The following is an 18,329-nucleotide window of genomic DNA, read 5'->3' as shown; positions in this document are numbered from 1 at the left end:
TCAATTTACTTTTTAATAAGTTTTTTAGTTTGAATACCATTGTTTGTTTTAATCCGGACAAAATAGACTCCATTGCTTAAACTACTTAAGTCTATTTGATATGACACTTTTGGAGAATGGAAGTTATAATCCTTTAAATGTCTACCATTAATATCAATTATTGTGATAGATTTCATTTGCATTGTTCCTGCAAAATTCACCAATTGATTAGTTGGGTTTGGATATATAATTATATCATTTGATTTAAATTTACTTACAGATAAGGTTTCCATAATTTCAGTTAAAGCGATATTCGTAACAATAGCAGGATTAAAATCAAAATAAATATCTGCAATAGCATTAAAAACATCTCCAACTACTACATTAGCTTTAGGTTTTATTTTAAAAGCAATAAAACCATGAGAATTAGGTTCATCATGAGTACTATCTGGTAAGTTGATATTGTTAAAAATAAAACTCACGTCACTTCCATCCTTAATTTCCACACGTCCATCATGGCTTAAGCTTTCTAATTGTAGGGTTGTCCAATCTAGTTTAGGATCCAAATCACTTTCAACTCTCACATTAATAGCGTTTGCAGTTCCTGTATTTTGAAAACGAATGATGTAATGCAAATATTTATCGGCATCTTCTAGTAGAATTTGTTCCCCTTCTAAAATACGAATATCATTTGGATCGTACGAACCTATGACTGTTTGACTTAAAGTGAATGTATTATCTTCCTCTGTTTCATCTCCAGAAATGGGATTAATGGTTGCAGTAGAACTTAAAACATCTCCGATCTCTGTTGTTGGTGGTGCAAGCACATTAAACTCTAAATCTATAGTTCGTGTTTCAAATGGATTCAAATCATCAAAATCAAAAGTGATTGTATTTGTTGTTTGCGAAGCTATTGTTTCACTTGCAGCTAATAAACTTAACTTGGTGTCATCAAATTCAAAAGTAACATAACCACTTAATTGAGTTGTTCCAACATTTTTATACACTAGTTGATAATTAGTATCAAATCCTGGCGTCGGGCTATTTAAAGGATAAATACTTATATTTAAATCGTTTATTGTGCCAATTGGTTCTATACAAAAATCTACCGTATCTGTATTACCAACGCCAGTAAAATTTGAGATTTGCACTGTTGGGTTGGAAACATAGTAATTTGGTAATTGAGATGTTATAGTCGTTGTATATTCTCCTTCATTAGGAAACAACTGAAATAATCCATTACTACTTGAAGAAAATGTAGCAAAACTATCAGAAGCACTTTCTGTAACAACCATTAAATTACTAACTACATTATCTGAAACATCACAGCCATTAGCATCCATATCAATTCGAATTGTACCATTAATTTCATTAAATTGTGTTCCCATATTTTTATACCAAGAAATCACACCAGATCCACCAGAAAGCACGTCCATATTACCATCTCCATCGATATCTGCTGCAAAAACCGATGAAGCTCCGGCAATTACAGCTATAATTTGTTGACTCCCGAAACTACCAAGCCCATTTATATTTTCATACCAAGCTATTTCTCCATCGTTACTAGAAGCGGATAACACATCCATATCGCCATCCGCATCTATATCTGACGCGTATACAGATTTAGCATTATAAGCCAAGTTCGTTATTGTCTGTCCACTTCCAAAATCCCCAAAACCATTAATATTTTCGTACCAAACTATTGAATTACTAGTTTGATTTGCTGATAACACATCCATATCTCCATCACCATCAAGGTCAGAAGCAAAAACGGATTGGACATAAGTTGCATTGGATGAAATAATTCCTTCACCACCAAAATTATCATAGGAGTTACCATCATTTTCATACCACGATATTTTATTTTGAGATTGTGTAGCTTGTAAGACGTCTAAATCTCCATCACCATTTAAATCGGAGGCATATACTGAAGTTGATCTTATGTTACTACCAAAAAGTAAAACTTGTTCGCTGCCAAAATCACCTAAACCATCGGTATTTTCATGCCAGGATATTCCATCACGATCTGCAGTTAATACATCTACATCTCCATCGTTATCTAAATCAGCAGCATAAACAGATTCTCCTTGATTTGCACTTCTTATTGGGTGTTTTTCTCCAAAATTACCCATGCCATCCAAATTCTCAAACCAACCAAAATTACCACCGTTATGAATGGATAATACATCCATATCACCATCGCCATCAATATCAGCTGCATGAGCAGACCAAGCTTGATTGGCACTAAAACTTATAATTTTTTTACTACCAAAATTTCCTTGGCCATCTCTATTTTCATACCACGATATATTACCGTCTAAACTTGCAGACAAGACATCTAAATCCCCATCGCCATCCATATCAGTACTATATACAGATTTAGCACTAGCTGCAGATGACGTTATAGATTCTGGATTACTAAAATTTCCTAAACCATTTAAATTCTCAAATATTATTAATGTATTATTACCATAAGAAGCGGCTAGTACATCCCTATCACCATCACCATCTAAATCTGAAGCAATTATAAACTGCACAGTTCCATTTGTGAATCCAATTTCATTTGAATCACTAAAACTACCTAATCCATCAGTGTTTTCGTACCAACTAATTTTATCATTATCAGAAGCCGTTAATAAGTCCATATCACCATCATTATCTATATCTATAGCATAAACACTTTTTGGATCATTTGCCAGTGCAGATATAACCAACTGATCACCAAAAGTCCCCAAACCATCTATGTTTTCATACCAAGCAAACTTATTATCACTTGAAGAAGCAGACACAACATCCATATCACCATCATTATCTATATCTGCTGCATAAACAGACTCAACACCAATTACAGATCTTGATAACAAATGCGGAACAAAATCACCTAAACCATTCGTGTTTTCATACCAAGATATTCTACTACTAGAAGTTGATAATACGGAAGCTGCTATAATGTCCATATCACCATCATTATCAATATCTACTGGATAAACAGATTTAACATCGGACGCTGAAGAAGTTATAACCTGCTGATTTCCAAAACTACCTAGTCCATCTGTGTTTTCATACCAACCAATCTTACCATCACCGGAAGAAGATGCTAAAACATCCATATCGCCATCACTATCTATATCAAAAGCATGAACAGTTTTCGCGCCATACGCTGTTAAGGTTATAATTTGTTCACTTCCAAAACTACCTAGACCATCTGTATTTTCATACCAAGCTATCTTATTATCACTTGAAGCGGATAAAACATCCATGTCACCATCGCCATCAATATCTGCAGCATAGGTAAACATTGCACCTCTGGCCGAAGAGCTAATAATTTGTTGATTGCCATAATAACCTAAACCATCTATATTTTCATACCAAGTTATTTTATCGTCATTAGAAGAGGCTATCAAAACGTCAAGGTCACCATCACCATCAATATCTGTTGTATGAACAGATTCACCTCCATCAATAAATAATGATTGATCAATGATTATATTTTCCTGAAACCCAATCTGGGCATTACCATAAAAAGTAAAACAAAGTGTGAAAACTAATACGAGTAGATGTTTATTCATAATTAGGATTTAATAGATTTAGGCCACGAACTTACAATAAATAAATCATTCAACTTCTAAACTAATAAACTTAAAACTAGCGCCATCAAACAAACCTTTATCACTTAATTTTAACGCAGGAATTACCAATAATGCCATAAAACTCAAGGTCATGTATGGTGCGTTTAAAGTACTCCCTAATTGTTTGGCCTTGTTATCTAATTTGCCATAAGCTTCACCAATGGTTTTGGCGTCTTGATCGCTCATGATACCAGCAACTGGCAATGAAACGATGTAGCTATCAGTTTCTGAAACGGCACAAATACCACCTTTGTTTTCTATAATTAAGTTCACGGCTTTGCAAATGGCTTCATCTGTAGCACCAACGGCAATAATATTATGGGAATCATGACCAACAGAACTGGCAATGGCACCCGATTTTAATCTGAAGTTTTTAATGAAAGCGATAGACGGTTTATCATTATTATAGCGATTTACAACCGTCATTTTTAAAATATCTTTTTCAATATTTGAGATTAAGTTTCCGTTTTCAATTAACGCATCTTCAATAAGCTCATTGGTTACCAGTTGCCCTTCCAAGGCTTCAATGACCCTAATTTGCTTTGCTGAAGATTCTATTCTAAAATCGGACACCTGCTTTTTAGAGGTATTGAAATTATTAAGTATTTTGAATTCTGTATGTGAAATAAGCGATTGTCCGTTTTCAAAAACCACGTCACCATTAATAACTGTTTTAAGCGTTTTAAAGTGAATTAAATCTTCAACAACAATAAAATCGGCTGCATCATTTACTTGCAATAAGCCGACTGATAAATTATAATGTTTTACGGGATTTATACATGCCATTTGTAATATTTGAAATACATCAAAACCTTTAGCAATGGCGCGTGCACATAATTGATTGATATGACCAAGTAATAAATCGTCAGGATGTTTATCATCGCTACAAAACATCATATTTTCGTAATGTTTCGGTAACAAATCAATTAACGCTTCAAAATTTTTAGCAGCACTACCCTCTCGTATTAAGACTTTCATACCTTTTTGAAGTTTCTCTAACCCTTCTTCATAGGTAAAACATTCATGATCGGTTGAAATGCCTGCATGAATATATTTCGTTAAATCATCACCACGTAAACCTGGAGCATGACCATCTACGGGTTTGTTGTAGTGTTTTGCCCAAGCTATTTTTTTTAGCACCTCTTCATCATCAAATAAAACGCCTGGATAATTCATCATTTCGGCTAAATAGGTGATATCTGGATTTGCCATCAACTTTTTAATCCCTTCCGAATCAATCACAGCTCCTGCAGATTCAAAGGTGGTTGCTGGCACACAAGATGGTGCACCAAAATTAAATTTAAATGGTGTTTGCTTTCCGTTTTTAATCATGAATTCCACACCTTCAATACCTAAAACGTTAGCAATTTCATGTGGATCAGAAACGGTTGCTACAGTTCCGTGATTTACGGCTATTCTAGCAAATTCACTAGGCACCAACATGGAGCTTTCTATATGAATATGAGCATCCACAAATCCTGGTAATATAAACTGTTGGATGTTATGCGAGACTTCTTCGATGGCTGAAATTTTACCGTTAGTCACAGTTATTTCACCTGAAAAAATACGTTTGTTCGGAATATCGACAATCTGTCCTTGTATCTTCATAAAATCATTTCGGTAAAGCTACTTATTTTATATAAAAAAAGCGAGAACTAGTCTCGCTTGATTTTTAAGTCTTTATTGTTTTTGTTTAAATCGCTTCACGCCTGCTTTTAACCAGTCGTGATATTCTTCGGCATCTGGCGTGTAACCTACAGGCTTGCTAATGTCGTTTCCATCCGCATCTTGAATAATGTATAAAGGTTGCGCATTGGTATTATAACGCACTTGCTGAAATTCCAACCATTTATGACCAAATGTTGTGACATTATTACCTGTTAATTCAGATTCGTATTGTTCCTCTTTCGGTAATTTTTTTCTATCGTCTACATATAATGAAATCAATACCACATCATTATTTAATACATTAAAAACATGCTCTTTAACCCAGACCTGCTCTTCCATTTTTCGGCAATTAACACAGGTTAATCCGGTGAAATCCAGCATAACTGGCTTGTTTACTTTCTTGGCATAAGCTAAACCTTGATCATAATCGCGAAAGGCAACCAAATTATTTGGCCCATAATGGGCATGTTCTGGAAGTTCAATTGTGGTACCAGATCCAGAATAAACAGCTGGTTTTGTATTACCAACACCATAAGGCGATTCACTATTGGTACTCATTGGCGGTGGAAAACCACTAATAAGTTCCACTGGTGCTCCCCAAAGTCCTGGAATCATATAAATTGCAAACGATAAAGCTAGCAATGCCATACATAAACGACCAACCGAAATATGTGGTAAAGGCGAATCGTGTGGTAGTTTAATTTTTCCTAATAAATATAATCCTAGTGTACCAAAAATAGCAATCCAGATGGCTAAAAATACCTCACGGGTTAGGATGTGCCATTCTAGAACTAAATCCACCATAGACAGGAATTTGAAAGCAAATGCTAATTCTAAAAACCCTAATGTAACTTTAACGGTGTTCAACCAACCACCAGATTTTGGCATGGAATTCAACCAACTAGGGAAAAATGCAAACAACGCAAATGGTAATGCTATAGCTGATGAAAAACCTAGCATACTAATTATTGGCGCAATACCGCCTTTGGTTGCAGCATCTAATAAAGCGGTTCCTGCAATGGGAAACGTGCATGAAAAAGAGACCACTGCTAAAGCCAAAGCCATAAAGAAAATACCTACTACACCACCTTTATTAGCTTTACTATCTACTTTGTTTACCCATGAATTTGGCAACATAATTTCAAAAGCACCCAAAAATGAGAATGCAAATATTAACAAAGCCAAAAACATGATGGTGTTAAATGTTACACCTGTTGAAAATTCATACATGGCATTACTACCAAAAAGAGCCGAAATAGCTGTCCCTAAAAGTGTATAGATTACAATGATGAAGAATCCGTAAAGCAATGCATTTCTAATACCTTGACCACGTGTTTTACTTTGTTTGGTAAAGAAACTCACGGTCATTGGAATCATTGGAAATACGCATGGTGTTAATAATACCAAGAAACCTAAAAAGAATGCCGTAAAGAAAGTTACCCAAAGACCTTTAGATTCATTTTCTGCTTCCGAATCTAAAACCGTAAAGTCTTGTTTAACTTCCGTTTCATTATCATTTAGGTTTATAATATCAGAAAGTGCAGATTTTTCTTCGGTTAGTGTTGCTGTTCCTTCTGTTGAATTATCTAGATTAAAAGTGACTGATTTCTGCGGATAAATACAGCGTTCATCATCACAGGCTTGAAAGGCAATATCAACTTTTATGGTTTTTAAATCTGGGTTTAAAAGTTCTATTTTTTGAGTGAAGGTTGCTTCGTTATCAAAGAAGTTCAAGTCCATTTCAAACACCTTATCAAAAGCCGTTATATACTTACTCTCTAAAACTTTGCCAACCAGTTTATAATTATCTGCTTGATCAATGGAGTCAAAAATAAATTCGGTTGGAATTGGCCCTCCATCTGGTAAGTCTTGCGAATATAAATGCCAATGTTCTTCAATATCAGCTTCAAAAATTAAATTGTATTCAGTTTCTGATAGTTTTTCAGTTTTTCCAGTCCATTTTACGGGGTTTAAAATTTGGGCATGCACTGAAAACGCAGTAATAAGAAGCGTTGCAAATAGTATTAAATTACGTTTCATTATGGAGACTAATTTTTAATATAGGTTTCTTTTCGTTAGTTACTTTAAATCGGTTATCAGCGCGTAAACCAATAACCCAAACAATTTGATTATTAGAACACAATAACCAGGTTTGTTCTTTTTCTGGTAAAGACAGTTTTTCATCTTTAAAAAATTTACTCAATTTCTTTTTACCAGTCATTCCGAAAGGGTAAAAATAGTCGCCTTTTTCCCATTTTCTTACCGATAATGGATATTTTAACAAATCTTTATCAAGATATAATACTGTAGTTGAAGTTTCACCAATTTTAGTGGTGTTTTCAATAGTTAAACGACCAATGGGAAGTGCCAATTCAGAATCATTTTCTTGTAAAACAACTGATGTTTCATCACGATTTATTGGCAATTCTGTTAAAATTAAAGTGGTTCTATCTTTCAATAAACGATGTGTTTTTGATAATACAAATTTTCCGGATTGTGCAAATAATAATTGATACACATCATCCCATTCCGTGAACTGAAAATCTTTAAGTAGTTGGTATAAATAGACTTTCGGATTGGATAATTGTTGTAATTTTTTCACATCCAACTGAATAATATTATCTGTTGTGTGAACTATTTTTTTCTGAATTCGAACCAAGGCATCATCAATAATTTCAGACGATTCTTGTAAATGTGCTTGTGTTTTTTGAAAATTTTGAAGGAATTGCGGATTCATTTCCTTTAAAACAGGAATGACATCATGTCGTAATTTATTCCGAAGGTATTTGGTGGATGCATTGCTACTATCTTCCTGCCACGACATTTTTTCACGCTTTGCAAATATTTGTAATTCGCTATGTGAAAACGGCAATAAGGGGCGAACAAGCTTACCATTCGTTTCAGGAATGCCTGTTAAACCATCTAAACCGGTTCCACGCATGAGATTTATGAAAAACGTTTCCAAGTTATCATCAGCATGATGGGCTGTTAAAATATAATCGAATTGTAATTGATCTGCTAATTCTTGAAACCAGGCATAACGCAAGTCGCGCGCAGCCATTTGAATGGATATATTGTTTTCCGAAGCGTAGGTTTCGGTTTCAAAACTTTCTATAAAAACTTCTAAATCTAAATCTTCGGCTAATTCTAAAACAAATTCCTCATTCGCATCACTTTCATCACCACGTAAATTAAAATTGCAATGTGCCAAAGCAAAATTTAATTTCATTTTATGACATACATGTGTTAAAACCACACTATCCATTCCGCCCGAAATAGCAATCAGTAACTTACTTTTCGTTAAAAAAGGAAGTTCCTGTTGGATGTGATTTTCAAAATTAATTTGTGTCATATAATTATCAATAATACGTCAAATTTACACTTTTAAAAGAACTATTCGTAAACCTTTATGCCTCTAAAACGTCACGCATAGCTTTCGCTTTTACTAGACACTCTTCGTATTCATTTAACGGATTGCTTTTAGCTGTTATAGCACCACCTACAGAATACGACACATACTGATTTGTTTCGTTATAAAGTATACTTCGTATCACCACATTAAAATCGAAATCACCTTGAGGTGTAACATAACCAACAGCCCCCGAATATAAACCTCGCTTGGTTTCTTCAAGGTTTTCAATAATGCGCATGGCCGAAATTTTTGGCGCGCCTGTCATGCTTCCCATTGGAAATGTGGATTCAATAATATGGATAGGATTTGTGTTTTTTGAAACTGTACTTTGAATGGTTGAAATCATTTGATGCACTTGTTCGAAACTATAAATTTTGCACAATTCCAATACGTGAACGCTTCCCTTAATAGCCGTTTTAGATAAATCATTTCGGACTAAATCCACAATCATGATATTTTCGCTACGCTCTTTAACATCATTTACTAATTGATTTTTAAGTAAGCTGTCTTCTGCTTCATTTTTAGACCGTTTGGCTGTTCCCTTTATGGGCTGTGAAATAACGGTTTGTCCTGCTTTTTTCAAATAACGTTCAGGTGAAGCCGACATTAGATATTTATCATCTAATTTTAAAAAAGTAGCAAAAGGTGGTTTTGAAATCGCATTCAGATTGTTATAAATGGCTAATGGATTTATTTGGGTGTCTTCAGCATAAAACTCTTGACAGAAATTAGCTTCATAAATATCTCCACGATGAATATGAGCTAACATATTATTCACCTTTTCAAAATAAGCATCCTTCGTAATCCTCATTTTAATTTTGATGGGATTATCTAATACATTTTCACTCCGATTAAGGTGACATTCTTCAACTTTTTCAATGGCTTCCAAATCCGCTTCCATCTCATCATCAACCATATTCAGATATTGCAAGACTACTTGATTTCCTTTGAACAGAAATATTTTTTTAGGTTGAAAGAAGCACAGATCGGGAAACTGCAATCCATCAAAATTTTCAGATTTTAAAGGTTCAATGGCATTTTTTAAATCGTATGTCAAATAACCAAAAATCCAATCGTTAGTTAAGTTTTGATATTCTTTCAATTTCTGGAATGCATCCACATAATCAGTTTGAATACTGGTAAAGGCATCCACAGCTAAAACGGCATCATAACTACTATGAGTTTGTGTGTATGTATTAGAATCTAACCACAAAACCTCGCGGAATTGCTGACTCCAAAGCAGTATCTGATTTTTAAAGACTTGGATGTCTTGGGGTTGATATGTGTGGGTTTTTCTCAATAAAAAAGTTATTTACAAAGTACCGAAAATTTCATTGGATAAAAAAGCAGAAGTATGGTATGTATAATAACAATTTATAAAGTTGCAAAGCCATAAAGCATAAGACATATAAAACATTTACCTTTGTAGCCTAAAACAGAAACTTTTGGACGCAATTACCTTTCAAGATTTAAAATTAAATACGCCTTTATACAACGCATTAGACGATTTAGGCTTTATCAATCCAACACCAATTCAGGCAGAAGCCTTTAATGTAGTTGCCTCTGGAACAGATGTCGTTGGGATTGCCCAAACTGGTACTGGTAAAACCTTTGCCTATATGTTGCCTATTTTACGAGGTTTAAAATATTCTGATCAAGAAAGTCCACGTGTTTTGGTTATGGTGCCTACCCGAGAATTAGTGGTGCAAGTGGTTGACGAAATTGAAAAATTAGCCAAATACATAAATGTCCGCGTATTGGGTGTTTATGGCGGTGTGAATATTAATGCACAAAAACGTGCCGTTGCCGAAGGTATTGACATTATTGTGGCCACTCCAGGACGCTTGTATGATTTAGCTGTTAGTCGTGTGTTGCAATTAAAAAACATTCAGAAATTAGTAATAGATGAAGTAGATGTGATGTTGGATTTAGGTTTCAGACATCAGCTAATTAATATTTTTGATATTTTACCAGAACGTCGTCAGAACATTATGTTTTCGGCTACAATGACGGAAGATGTGGACGCATTAATAAATGATTTTTTTACGGCTCCACAACGTGTTTCTATTGCCGTTTCTGGAACACCTTTAGAAAATATTGATCAACATAAATATGCCGTTCCTAATTTTTATACGAAGTTAAATTTACTGAAAGAAATTTTAAAAGACACCGAAACCTTTAATAAGGTGTTGATTTTTGTCGGTTTTAAGAAAATGGCTGATCGGTTATTTGATGCGCTTGATGAAAATTTCCACGATGAATTATGCGTGATTCATTCCAATAAAACTCAAAATTACCGATTGCGAAGTATTGAGCAGTTTCGTGCTGGCGACAATAGAATTTTAGTCGCAACCGATGTTATGGCTCGTGGTTTAGATATTGATAATGTATCACACGTTATCAATTTTGACACACCCAATTTCCCTGAAAACTACATGCACCGAATTGGTAGAACAGGTCGTGCAGAACGTGAAGGTCAAGCCTTGCTTTTCTACACCGAAAAAGAACAAGATGCTTTAGAACGTATAGAAGGGTTAATGAAAATTACGATTCCTGAAATTGAATTACCGGAAGATGTAGCTATTTCTACAGACTTATTGGAGGAAGAACGTCCACAAATTTTAGAACGAAATAATCCGCTAAAATTACGTGATGAAGACGCTCCTGGACTGGCTTTTCATGAAAAAAGTGAAAAGAATAGCAAGGAAAATTTAGGCGGTTCGTACAAGTTTAAGATTGCTGCCAAATATAAAAAGCCAAAGACTCGTGGTGATAAGAATTATAATAAGCGGAATAAGAAGTAAGAAAATCCTTTCTAATTAACGCCAATAATTACAACAGTTCAATTTACAAGATTCCTTCTCATGAAGGAATCTTTTATTTGATGCGTTTTCCTGAAGTTGTAAACGATAACCCTTGTTGACCTAAAGTGGAATTCATAATACCTTCAAATAAAGGTTCGGGAGAATCTTTACTTTTTCGCCATTCAAAAATAAAATTAGAGCCTGTTCCTCCTGCCACATCTACTTCCTCAATGATAGCTTCCGTGGTTTCCAAAGGCGCCAAATAAATAGGTTTATCAAAATAGGTTCGAATTAATTGGCCATGAGAATCATAGTATTTAGCACTAACTATATAAATAGTATCTGAATCACTGGTGTTTCGCATGCTAGCCATGGCCGTTAAATTGTGTGTTTTATGCTGCGACATACTGTAGATTTGCGAGTAAATGGAAAGATAGGTTTTTCCGTGTTCCAACGAATCTTTCGGGTTGATATCTTTGTGTCTTTTGTTCCAGTTTTCTGCATGAAAATCATCTGAATCTTGTTTCTCATTACAGGATATTAAACAAGTAAAACTTAAAAATAAACAGATAGAAATACGTTTCATAGGAAAACTGAAATTAATGTTGAAGCAATATACAAATAGCTTTTTTAATTTTTAAAAAAAATCCCTTACCATTTCTGGTAAGGGATCAGTAAATAATCTTGTATCCTTTTAAAACCTTCCTAACAATAACTTAAACCATAATAAGTCGCTTCAAAAATCAACATGATTAGTATCTATTTGCTATAATCATAACTATAAATATCTTCAATTTTTGCTAATTGCCAAAACTTTCAAAGCAAATTTTTATAAAACGGCCTATAAATCAATAAATTATAAAGCATTGAAACAAAAAAAAAGCGACCGTAAAGTCGCTTTTATGCAATCTGGAATAAGATGAATTTGAACTAAACGTCTTTATGCAATCCTTTTAAAAGTAGAATACCAATCCTTGCAATTATAAATGTCAGCAAACCAAAACCAGCTGTTAACAGAGATACTTTTAAGCCTCCAGCAAAAATAGCCGGATCTGCATTACCCATGGCTTGAACAGAATCGAAAGCGGTAATTAATCCGAATATAGATGCCAAAAAACCTAATACCAAGCCTAACAAACTACTGTCTGCAGCTAGTTGCACCATTTTTTTGGATTGTATGGCATTAGATTTTAAACTGCTGAATCCTTTGATTAAAAAAATAATAGAGAGAATTAAACAAACAGTAATTAAGGACATCATGATAGGTCCACCTTCAGAAAAAGGATTTATGAGTAATAAAGCTAATAATTTCATAAACGTATGGTTTTAGTTAAACATGGTACAAACATAAGTTGCATTTAATCTGAAAACTTAAAAATGCGATGGATGACCAATTTAGACCTAATTATAACCACCATGTTGAAACCAGCTCTAAATCTGTTATTCGTCTACAAAATATGAAATCGCATGAAAAACGTTGTATTATTGTATGGTAATTTGCATATATGTTTACAAAAAAATCCATTTTAAAAGCACTTCTCCGGTTTTTACTACACCTCATTTTTTGGTGTTGTGTGTTGTTATTTTTCACAAAATTCTTTAGTGCCAAAAATGAAAATTTTAATGATGCGTTTTTGTTTTCACTGTTTATTATGCCCATAACCATTGCCACAACTTATATTTCAGTTTACAAACTGATTCCAGACTATTTAGTTTTAAAACGCTATTTGCAGTTTGCGTTATATAGCTTGTATACCCTTATTATTTCTGGGTATTTAATTATGCTATCCATATTTTTTAGCTTAATATATTTAGCTAATTTTGAATACGAGGCTATGAATCCAGTGACTCGGAATATATTTATTGTCACCTCTGGTGTATATTTGGTGGTTATTTTAGTTAGTGCTTTTAAGTTACTCCAGCTTAATTTAAAATATACCGAAGAAACCAAAAAACTGGAAAACAAAATTTTGGAAACCCAATTAAAACTGAAGGAACAAGAGTTGCATTATTTAAAGATGCAAATCCATCCGCATTTCTTATTTAACACCTTGAATACTATGTATGGTTTTGCATTAAAAAAGGCTGATGAAACACCAGAAATGATTTTAAAACTCTCCAATTTGCTGGATTACTTATTATATCAAGTAGATAAACCTTTTGTACTTTTAACCCAAGAAATAAATCATATTGAAGATTATATAGCTCTTGAAAATTTGCGTTTTAATGATACATTAGCCGTAAAATTTAATTACCATCATATTCCTGAAACGACAAAAATTGCACCTATGTTACTACTGCCATTTGTGGAAAATAGTTTTAAACATGGACGCTTAAAATCAGGAAAATTAACCATCAATATAGATCTGACAGTTAAACATGAGGAGATTATTTTTTCAATAGAAAATACGCAAGCTAAAATTGAAAATTCCCAAGATGGCATTGGTTTACAGAATATTCAGAAACGTTTAGATTTACTCTATAAAGACGATTATAATTTAACTATTTTAGATACTGATGATTTGTTTAAAGTCCATTTAACCATAAAATCTAATTAATTGCAAACCTCGAAAAACATAGCCTGTTTAATTGTTGATGATGAAGCTATGGCACGCGATATTATTGGCGCTCACCTTTCGAAAATTGAAGCCATTGATGTTATTGCCAGTTGCAGTCATGCCATGGAGGCTTTTCAGGTAATTAGCAATCATAAAATTGATTTGGTATTTCTGGATATTAATATGCCAGACATTTCGGGTATCTCATTTGCCAAATCCATCAATAAAAACATTAAAATTATTTTTACAACGGCGTATCGCGATTATGCGGTTGAAGGTTTTGAATTGCAAGCCGTTGATTATTTATTAAAGCCCATTTCATTTGAACGCTTATTAAAAGCGGTGAACACCTATTTTGATGTGTATGCTACCAAAGAAAACGCTTTAATATCCGATACTGCATCACATGCGTTCATGTTTGTAAGATCAGACAGACGCATGATTAAAATTGATTTTGACACGATTATTTATATTGAAAGTTTTAGCGATTATATTAAAATTCACCTAGCAAGCGAAACCATTGTAACGCGAGAAACTATAAGTGCAATTGAAGCCAAACTGCCAAGCGATCAGTTTATACGAATCCATCGTTCTTTTATTATTGCTATTAACCAAATCACGTCTTTTACCAATGAACATGTTGTGATACAAGATCAAGCTTTAACTATTAGTAGAAGTTATAAGAAATCGGTTTTAGAATTATTGGAGCGGTTTTAAACTCTACTCAATAATGAAATGGGTGGCTGTACAAATATCCGTTTTGGTAGTAAAAAAAGTGACTACCCTAAAATCCAATCCAGTAAATTGTCCACATCTACAATAGACCAACTGTGTGGATTTTTATCTCCATTGGCACGATACCCTTTATTTTTAGTTTGAATCAATTCCACTTGTGGCCAATTCTTTTCCTTTAATAAAGCTGCCGTTTTCTGAATGGTATATGCATTGGTACTTTCAAAATCAGTCTGTCGTACCGTTTTTAACCACAAAGTATCTGGCTCTGTATAAAATCGAATTTTTTGATTTTCCAGATTCTGAATATTAGTCAAGTTTGCTGTATACATTGTAATTGGCGAAACTTTTTGGATGTTTTTAAGTAACGAATCTTTAACGCCAAACTGTTCTTCAAAATAACTGATTATCCATTTTGGTTCGCCTAAACGTTCTTCTGAAAAATCGGTTCGTAATACATCTTTTTTTGAACTTTGATAAAGCGCATATAAATCTATAGGTGAATCTACCACAAATACACCTTGTGGCTGAATACTTGCTTTTGTTTCATATAGATAATTGGAAAACGTTAAAGCTGTAGTGCCACCTATGGACATGCCTCCAATAAAAACACTATTGGTATTTATTCCATTTGTTTTTACTGCCTGCTTGATTAATTCTGACAATTGCCTGGAATCTTCTTCTTCAATCCACAACTTTCCGTAATTCATTAAAAGGACGGAAATCCCTTTTTCTGTCGCTTTTTCAACAATTTTAAAATCTGCTTTAGTTTCTTTTGAAGTAGATCCACCAGCGGGAAAAACAATTAATAAAACTTCGGAATTATCAGACTTTATCAATTCAAAATCATCAGTTAAAACGGTTGAAACAGTAGAAACAACTGTCTCCTCGTTTATCGGATGCTCCATTTTATTTGTTTGCTTTTTACAACCAAAAAATAAAACAATGCATCCTATTAAGATTCTATTCATAATTAGTTAGATTTATACAAGTATCACAATTATAAGTGACTAAAGTTCCCTTTGGAATAAAACAATGGTGGAATTTATTATCAAGTTTATTTGGCTAAAATTACATGTGTTACAATGATTCTAATTCACGTTTTAAATTCGTTCTCGCTTGATTTTCAAAAGCCTGTTTAAAAAAGTCTGTTTTGTAAATAGAATCAGCGTCCAGCATGTTTTTTAACACTTTTTTTCGTCCTTTATTATACATCAAATCTGGATAAATTTGATATTCTTTTCGGATGTTATTACTGTATGCACAATATGTTTCAGGACTTTTTCCTAATATAGACAAATCAATATCCAAAAGTATATTGGTATCTGAATCTGTAGCTAATTTATGAGTCTTGGTCGCTTCTATTTGCGCTATACATTCCTTTATATTGGTAAATGTTGTATTCGATATTCTTTTTTGAAATTTTAAAGCACTCTGATGTTCATTATCACTTTTGGTAGCTTTATAAATAATATCGTGATAATAAATAGCAAATAATAAGGTGTCTAATTCCCGAACGTATTTTGAAACTTTTTCTAATTCTGAAAGCATATTTTTAATATGATTCAAATTATGGTAATGGCGCGATTTAGAACAATACGCCTTTTCAATTTCATTCCAACATTCTAAATTATAAGAATCATTATCAGAATATTTCCGAATTAACATCAGAAATTCTTTTTGCATATTACTGTTTATATCTGAATTAATACTCATACTTCAACCGTTCCTTAATTACTAACAATTCTGACGCTTTATCTGGAAATTTTTTATAAAGTGCATCTAATAATTTCTTTGCAGTTTGGCAGTTTTCAAACTCATATTCGCACTGAAAACTGTAAGCATTTACTATCCGGTAGTTTATATCATAATGGTTAGGAAATAAGAGTTTGGCTTCTTTATATATGAAAATAGCGTTGTGCCATTCGGCTTTCTTAAAATATGAATCACCTCTACTTATGAGATCCAAATAGGCTTCTCCGCGTTGTTTTTCTAAAAATTCCTTTCTATGATCTACGCCGAATGTATTATTTTGAACAAGTTTTAATACGCCATATGAAAGCAAACTAAAAACGGAAATTACAATAGCAAAAAAAATCATATTTTCCTTTTTCCGTTGCTTGCGAATTTTCTTTCTAATTTTTACTAGATCTTCATTGGACGCTTTTTTGAAGGCTAATGTACCACCTGCAGCATCAAGGTATTCGCTTTTTCTTTGAAAAAAAGTTTTCTCTCTTTTGAATAATCGTTTGGAGCGTAATAATTTTTTATTAGCACTCAAACTGGAATTCATAGCTTGTATAGCGCTTCCTGACATCTGTAAATTTTTGGTTTTGAAATTTATAATTATTTACTAATCAATTCTATTATACTTTTTTAAAATTTCTACGAGCTTATCATGTGGCAATGCATATGCTTTATTTCCATTTATGCCTTCCATGGTTTCTGCAGCTACCATAGCATTAATTATAGCTTCTTCAACAGCTTGAACGGTAGCTTCAAAAACGGGCATCAGTTGATCATTTGGATACATGGTAACCGCTGCCATGTTATCTCTATTAAAAGCGTCCTCATTAGCCGTGGAGAATGCTAAAAATATATCACCAGAACCATTGCTCCCGCGACCGCCTACAATACCTATCCCTAAGGGAATGCGTTGAGCAATTCGTTTTAATTGATGTGGTAAAAGTGGCAAGTCAGTTGCTATAATTACAATAATAGATCCATCACCTTCTTGCCGCCTAGATTTTGGTGGTGCATTATATTTGTAATTTAATGTATCCTTTAATTCTATTCCAACGGGTACTCCTGCAATTGATAAATTTCGCTTTGCTCCAAAGTTAGACTGAACAATGGCACCAACAGTATACACAGAATCTTTAATTTTAATAATTCTAGAGGCTGTTCCTGTTCCACCTTTAAAACCTAAACACATCATACCTGTTCCACCACCAACATTACCTTCGGCTATTTTACCCGGTTTAGCATTTTCAATAGCTTCTAAAACATGTTTTTCTTTAACGTGAAAACCATAAATATCATTTAAAAAACCATCGTAGGTTTCGGCTACCACGGGATACGTGTACCACCAATCTTCACCGGAATACCAATCGGTATCTACATACCATTTTAAAACAGCGTCCCGAACCACACCAACACTATTTGTATTTGTGATCATTATGGGTGTTTCTAAAAATCCTGATTCTGTAACCCAAGTGGTACCAGTCATTTCACCATTACCATTTAGACTATACCAATTAGCAAATACGGGACTAAATTTTTTAGCTTTCCCTCTTGGGAAAATAGCGGTAACACCTGTTCTTATTGGACCTTTACCAACGATATTTTTGCCCGTTCCTGAAATAATTGTGCTATAGCCTACTTCTACGCCTTTTACATCTGTAATGGCATTAAATTTACCCGTTTCACCTGTAAAAGGCACACCCAAATCTCTAGCTCGTGGTTTTTGCGCAAAAGTTAACGAGCAGGTAAAACATAATAGAAAAATTGTAAAAAAGTATTTCATTTTGAATGGTTTTTAAAATTT

14 protein-coding genes are annotated in these 18,329 nt (G+C 33.6%); 3 read left to right on the top strand and 11 right to left on the bottom strand.

All coding sequences use genetic code 11. From position 1 onward, the window contains the following. Positions 1 to 5: 5 nt before the first annotated feature. The 5 genes from ES675_RS07220 to ES675_RS07200 all read right to left on the bottom strand — a co-directional run bounded on the left by ES675_RS07220 (position 6) and on the right by ES675_RS07200 (position 9,988). Positions 6 to 3,548, bottom strand: coding sequence for a T9SS type A sorting domain-containing protein (locus ES675_RS07220; RefSeq protein WP_066253920.1), 3,543 nt, complete (start codon positions 3,546 to 3,548; stop codon positions 6 to 8). Positions 3,549 to 3,593: 45 nt separating this feature from the next. Next, positions 3,594 to 5,216: an adenine deaminase gene (gene ade / locus ES675_RS07215; RefSeq protein ID WP_066253924.1), complete on the bottom strand. Its 1,623-nt coding sequence runs from the start codon at positions 5,214 to 5,216 to the stop codon at positions 3,594 to 3,596. Positions 5,217 to 5,288: 72 nt separating this feature from the next. Beyond that, positions 5,289 to 7,316: a protein-disulfide reductase DsbD family protein gene (locus tag ES675_RS07210; RefSeq protein ID WP_066253927.1), complete on the bottom strand. Its 2,028-nt coding sequence runs from the start codon at positions 7,314 to 7,316 to the stop codon at positions 5,289 to 5,291. After that, positions 7,306 to 8,628 carry a tRNA lysidine(34) synthetase TilS gene (gene tilS, locus ES675_RS07205; protein ID WP_066253930.1) on the bottom strand — a complete coding sequence of 441 codons (1,323 nt, stop codon included), beginning with the start codon at positions 8,626 to 8,628 and terminating at the stop codon, positions 7,306 to 7,308. The genes ES675_RS07210 and tilS overlap by 11 nt, the downstream gene beginning before the upstream one ends. Positions 8,629 to 8,683: 55 nt before the next feature. After that, a complete protein-coding gene (locus ES675_RS07200) occupies positions 8,684 to 9,988 on the bottom strand; it encodes an anthranilate synthase component I family protein (RefSeq protein ID WP_066253936.1) in 1,305 nt (434 codons plus the stop codon). A 154-nt stretch (positions 9,989 to 10,142) separates the two neighbouring features. On the opposite strand from ES675_RS07200, the gene ES675_RS07195 reads away from it, so the two are divergent. After that, entirely contained in the window at positions 10,143 to 11,492 is a 1,350-nt protein-coding gene (locus ES675_RS07195) for a DEAD/DEAH box helicase (protein WP_066253998.1), read from the top strand. 73 nt (positions 11,493 to 11,565) lie between these two features. Here ES675_RS07195 and ES675_RS07190 read toward each other — a convergent pair whose 3' ends face one another. Together ES675_RS07190 and ES675_RS07185 are read right to left on the bottom strand one after the other, a co-directional pair. Further along, complete coding sequence (locus ES675_RS07190) at positions 11,566 to 12,078, bottom strand: DUF3124 domain-containing protein (protein WP_066253938.1); 513 nt, start codon at positions 12,076 to 12,078, stop codon at positions 11,566 to 11,568. 344 nt (positions 12,079 to 12,422) lie between these two features. Beyond that, positions 12,423 to 12,806, bottom strand: coding sequence for a MotA/TolQ/ExbB proton channel family protein (locus tag ES675_RS07185; RefSeq protein ID WP_066253943.1), 384 nt, complete (start codon positions 12,804 to 12,806; stop codon positions 12,423 to 12,425). A 338-nt stretch (positions 12,807 to 13,144) separates the two neighbouring features. Between ES675_RS07185 and ES675_RS07180 the strand changes: the two genes are divergently transcribed. Beyond that, positions 13,145 to 14,050 (top strand): sensor histidine kinase, encoded by a 906-nt coding sequence (locus ES675_RS07180; protein ID WP_231931308.1) that lies wholly within the window; start codon positions 13,145 to 13,147, stop codon positions 14,048 to 14,050. Further along, a complete protein-coding gene (locus tag ES675_RS07175; protein ID WP_148367339.1) occupies positions 14,051 to 14,767 on the top strand; it encodes a LytR/AlgR family response regulator transcription factor in 717 nt (238 codons plus the stop codon). It abuts the gene before it with no gap. Between the two features lie 62 nt (positions 14,768 to 14,829). On the opposite strand, the gene ES675_RS07170 is transcribed toward ES675_RS07175, so the two are convergent. From ES675_RS07170 to ES675_RS07155, 4 genes are all read right to left on the bottom strand, one after another. Continuing rightward, the gene (locus tag ES675_RS07170) at positions 14,830 to 15,753 is read right to left on the bottom strand and encodes an alpha/beta hydrolase (RefSeq protein WP_066253953.1); all 924 of its coding nucleotides are present in this window, start codon (positions 15,751 to 15,753) and stop codon (positions 14,830 to 14,832) included. A gap of 109 nt (positions 15,754 to 15,862) precedes the next feature. Then, positions 15,863 to 16,498, bottom strand: a complete 636-nt coding sequence (locus ES675_RS07165) for an HD domain-containing protein (protein WP_231931309.1) — start codon at positions 16,496 to 16,498, stop codon at positions 15,863 to 15,865. After that, positions 16,488 to 17,099: a hypothetical protein gene (locus tag ES675_RS07160; RefSeq protein ID WP_066253957.1), complete on the bottom strand. Its 612-nt coding sequence runs from the start codon at positions 17,097 to 17,099 to the stop codon at positions 16,488 to 16,490. Before ES675_RS07160 ends, ES675_RS07165 begins: the two co-directional genes overlap by 11 nt. Before the next feature lie 36 nt (positions 17,100 to 17,135). After that, the gene (locus tag ES675_RS07155) at positions 17,136 to 18,308 is read right to left on the bottom strand and encodes a DmpA family aminopeptidase (RefSeq protein WP_066253960.1); all 1,173 of its coding nucleotides are present in this window, start codon (positions 18,306 to 18,308) and stop codon (positions 17,136 to 17,138) included. Positions 18,309 to 18,329: the final 21 nt, after the last annotated feature.

Origin of the sequence: Algorimicrobium algoritergicola (genome assembly GCF_008086165.1) — a bacterium.
In the GTDB taxonomy this organism is placed as follows: Bacteria; Bacteroidota; Bacteroidia; order Flavobacteriales; family Flavobacteriaceae; genus Algorimicrobium; species Algorimicrobium algoritergicola.
The sequence above is the reverse complement of the archived record's forward strand: the minus strand, read 5'-3'. Positions and strand labels throughout refer to the sequence as shown.

Coding starts and splice junctions, on each gene's coding strand:
- ES675_RS07180 (WP_231931308.1), top strand. CDS start 13,145: ATGCCCATAACCATTGCCACAACTTATATTTCAGTTTACAAACTGATT.
- ES675_RS07220 (WP_066253920.1), bottom strand. CDS start 3,548: ATGAATAAACATCTACTCGTATTAGTTTTCACACTTTGTTTTACTTTT.
- ES675_RS07155 (WP_066253960.1), bottom strand. CDS start 18,308: ATGAAATACTTTTTTACAATTTTTCTATTATGTTTTACCTGCTCGTTA.
- ES675_RS07185 (WP_066253943.1), bottom strand. CDS start 12,806: ATGAAATTATTAGCTTTATTACTCATAAATCCTTTTTCTGAAGGTGGA.
- ES675_RS07190 (WP_066253938.1), bottom strand. CDS start 12,078: ATGAAACGTATTTCTATCTGTTTATTTTTAAGTTTTACTTGTTTAATA.
- ES675_RS07160 (WP_066253957.1), bottom strand. CDS start 17,099: ATGTCAGGAAGCGCTATACAAGCTATGAATTCCAGTTTGAGTGCTAAT.
- ade (WP_066253924.1), bottom strand. CDS start 5,216: ATGAAGATACAAGGACAGATTGTCGATATTCCGAACAAACGTATTTTT.
- ES675_RS07170 (WP_066253953.1), bottom strand. CDS start 15,753: ATGAATAGAATCTTAATAGGATGCATTGTTTTATTTTTTGGTTGTAAA.
- tilS (WP_066253930.1), bottom strand. CDS start 8,628: ATGACACAAATTAATTTTGAAAATCACATCCAACAGGAACTTCCTTTT.
- ES675_RS07210 (WP_066253927.1), bottom strand. CDS start 7,316: ATGAAACGTAATTTAATACTATTTGCAACGCTTCTTATTACTGCGTTT.
- ES675_RS07165 (WP_231931309.1), bottom strand. CDS start 16,498: ATGAGTATTAATTCAGATATAAACAGTAATATGCAAAAAGAATTTCTG.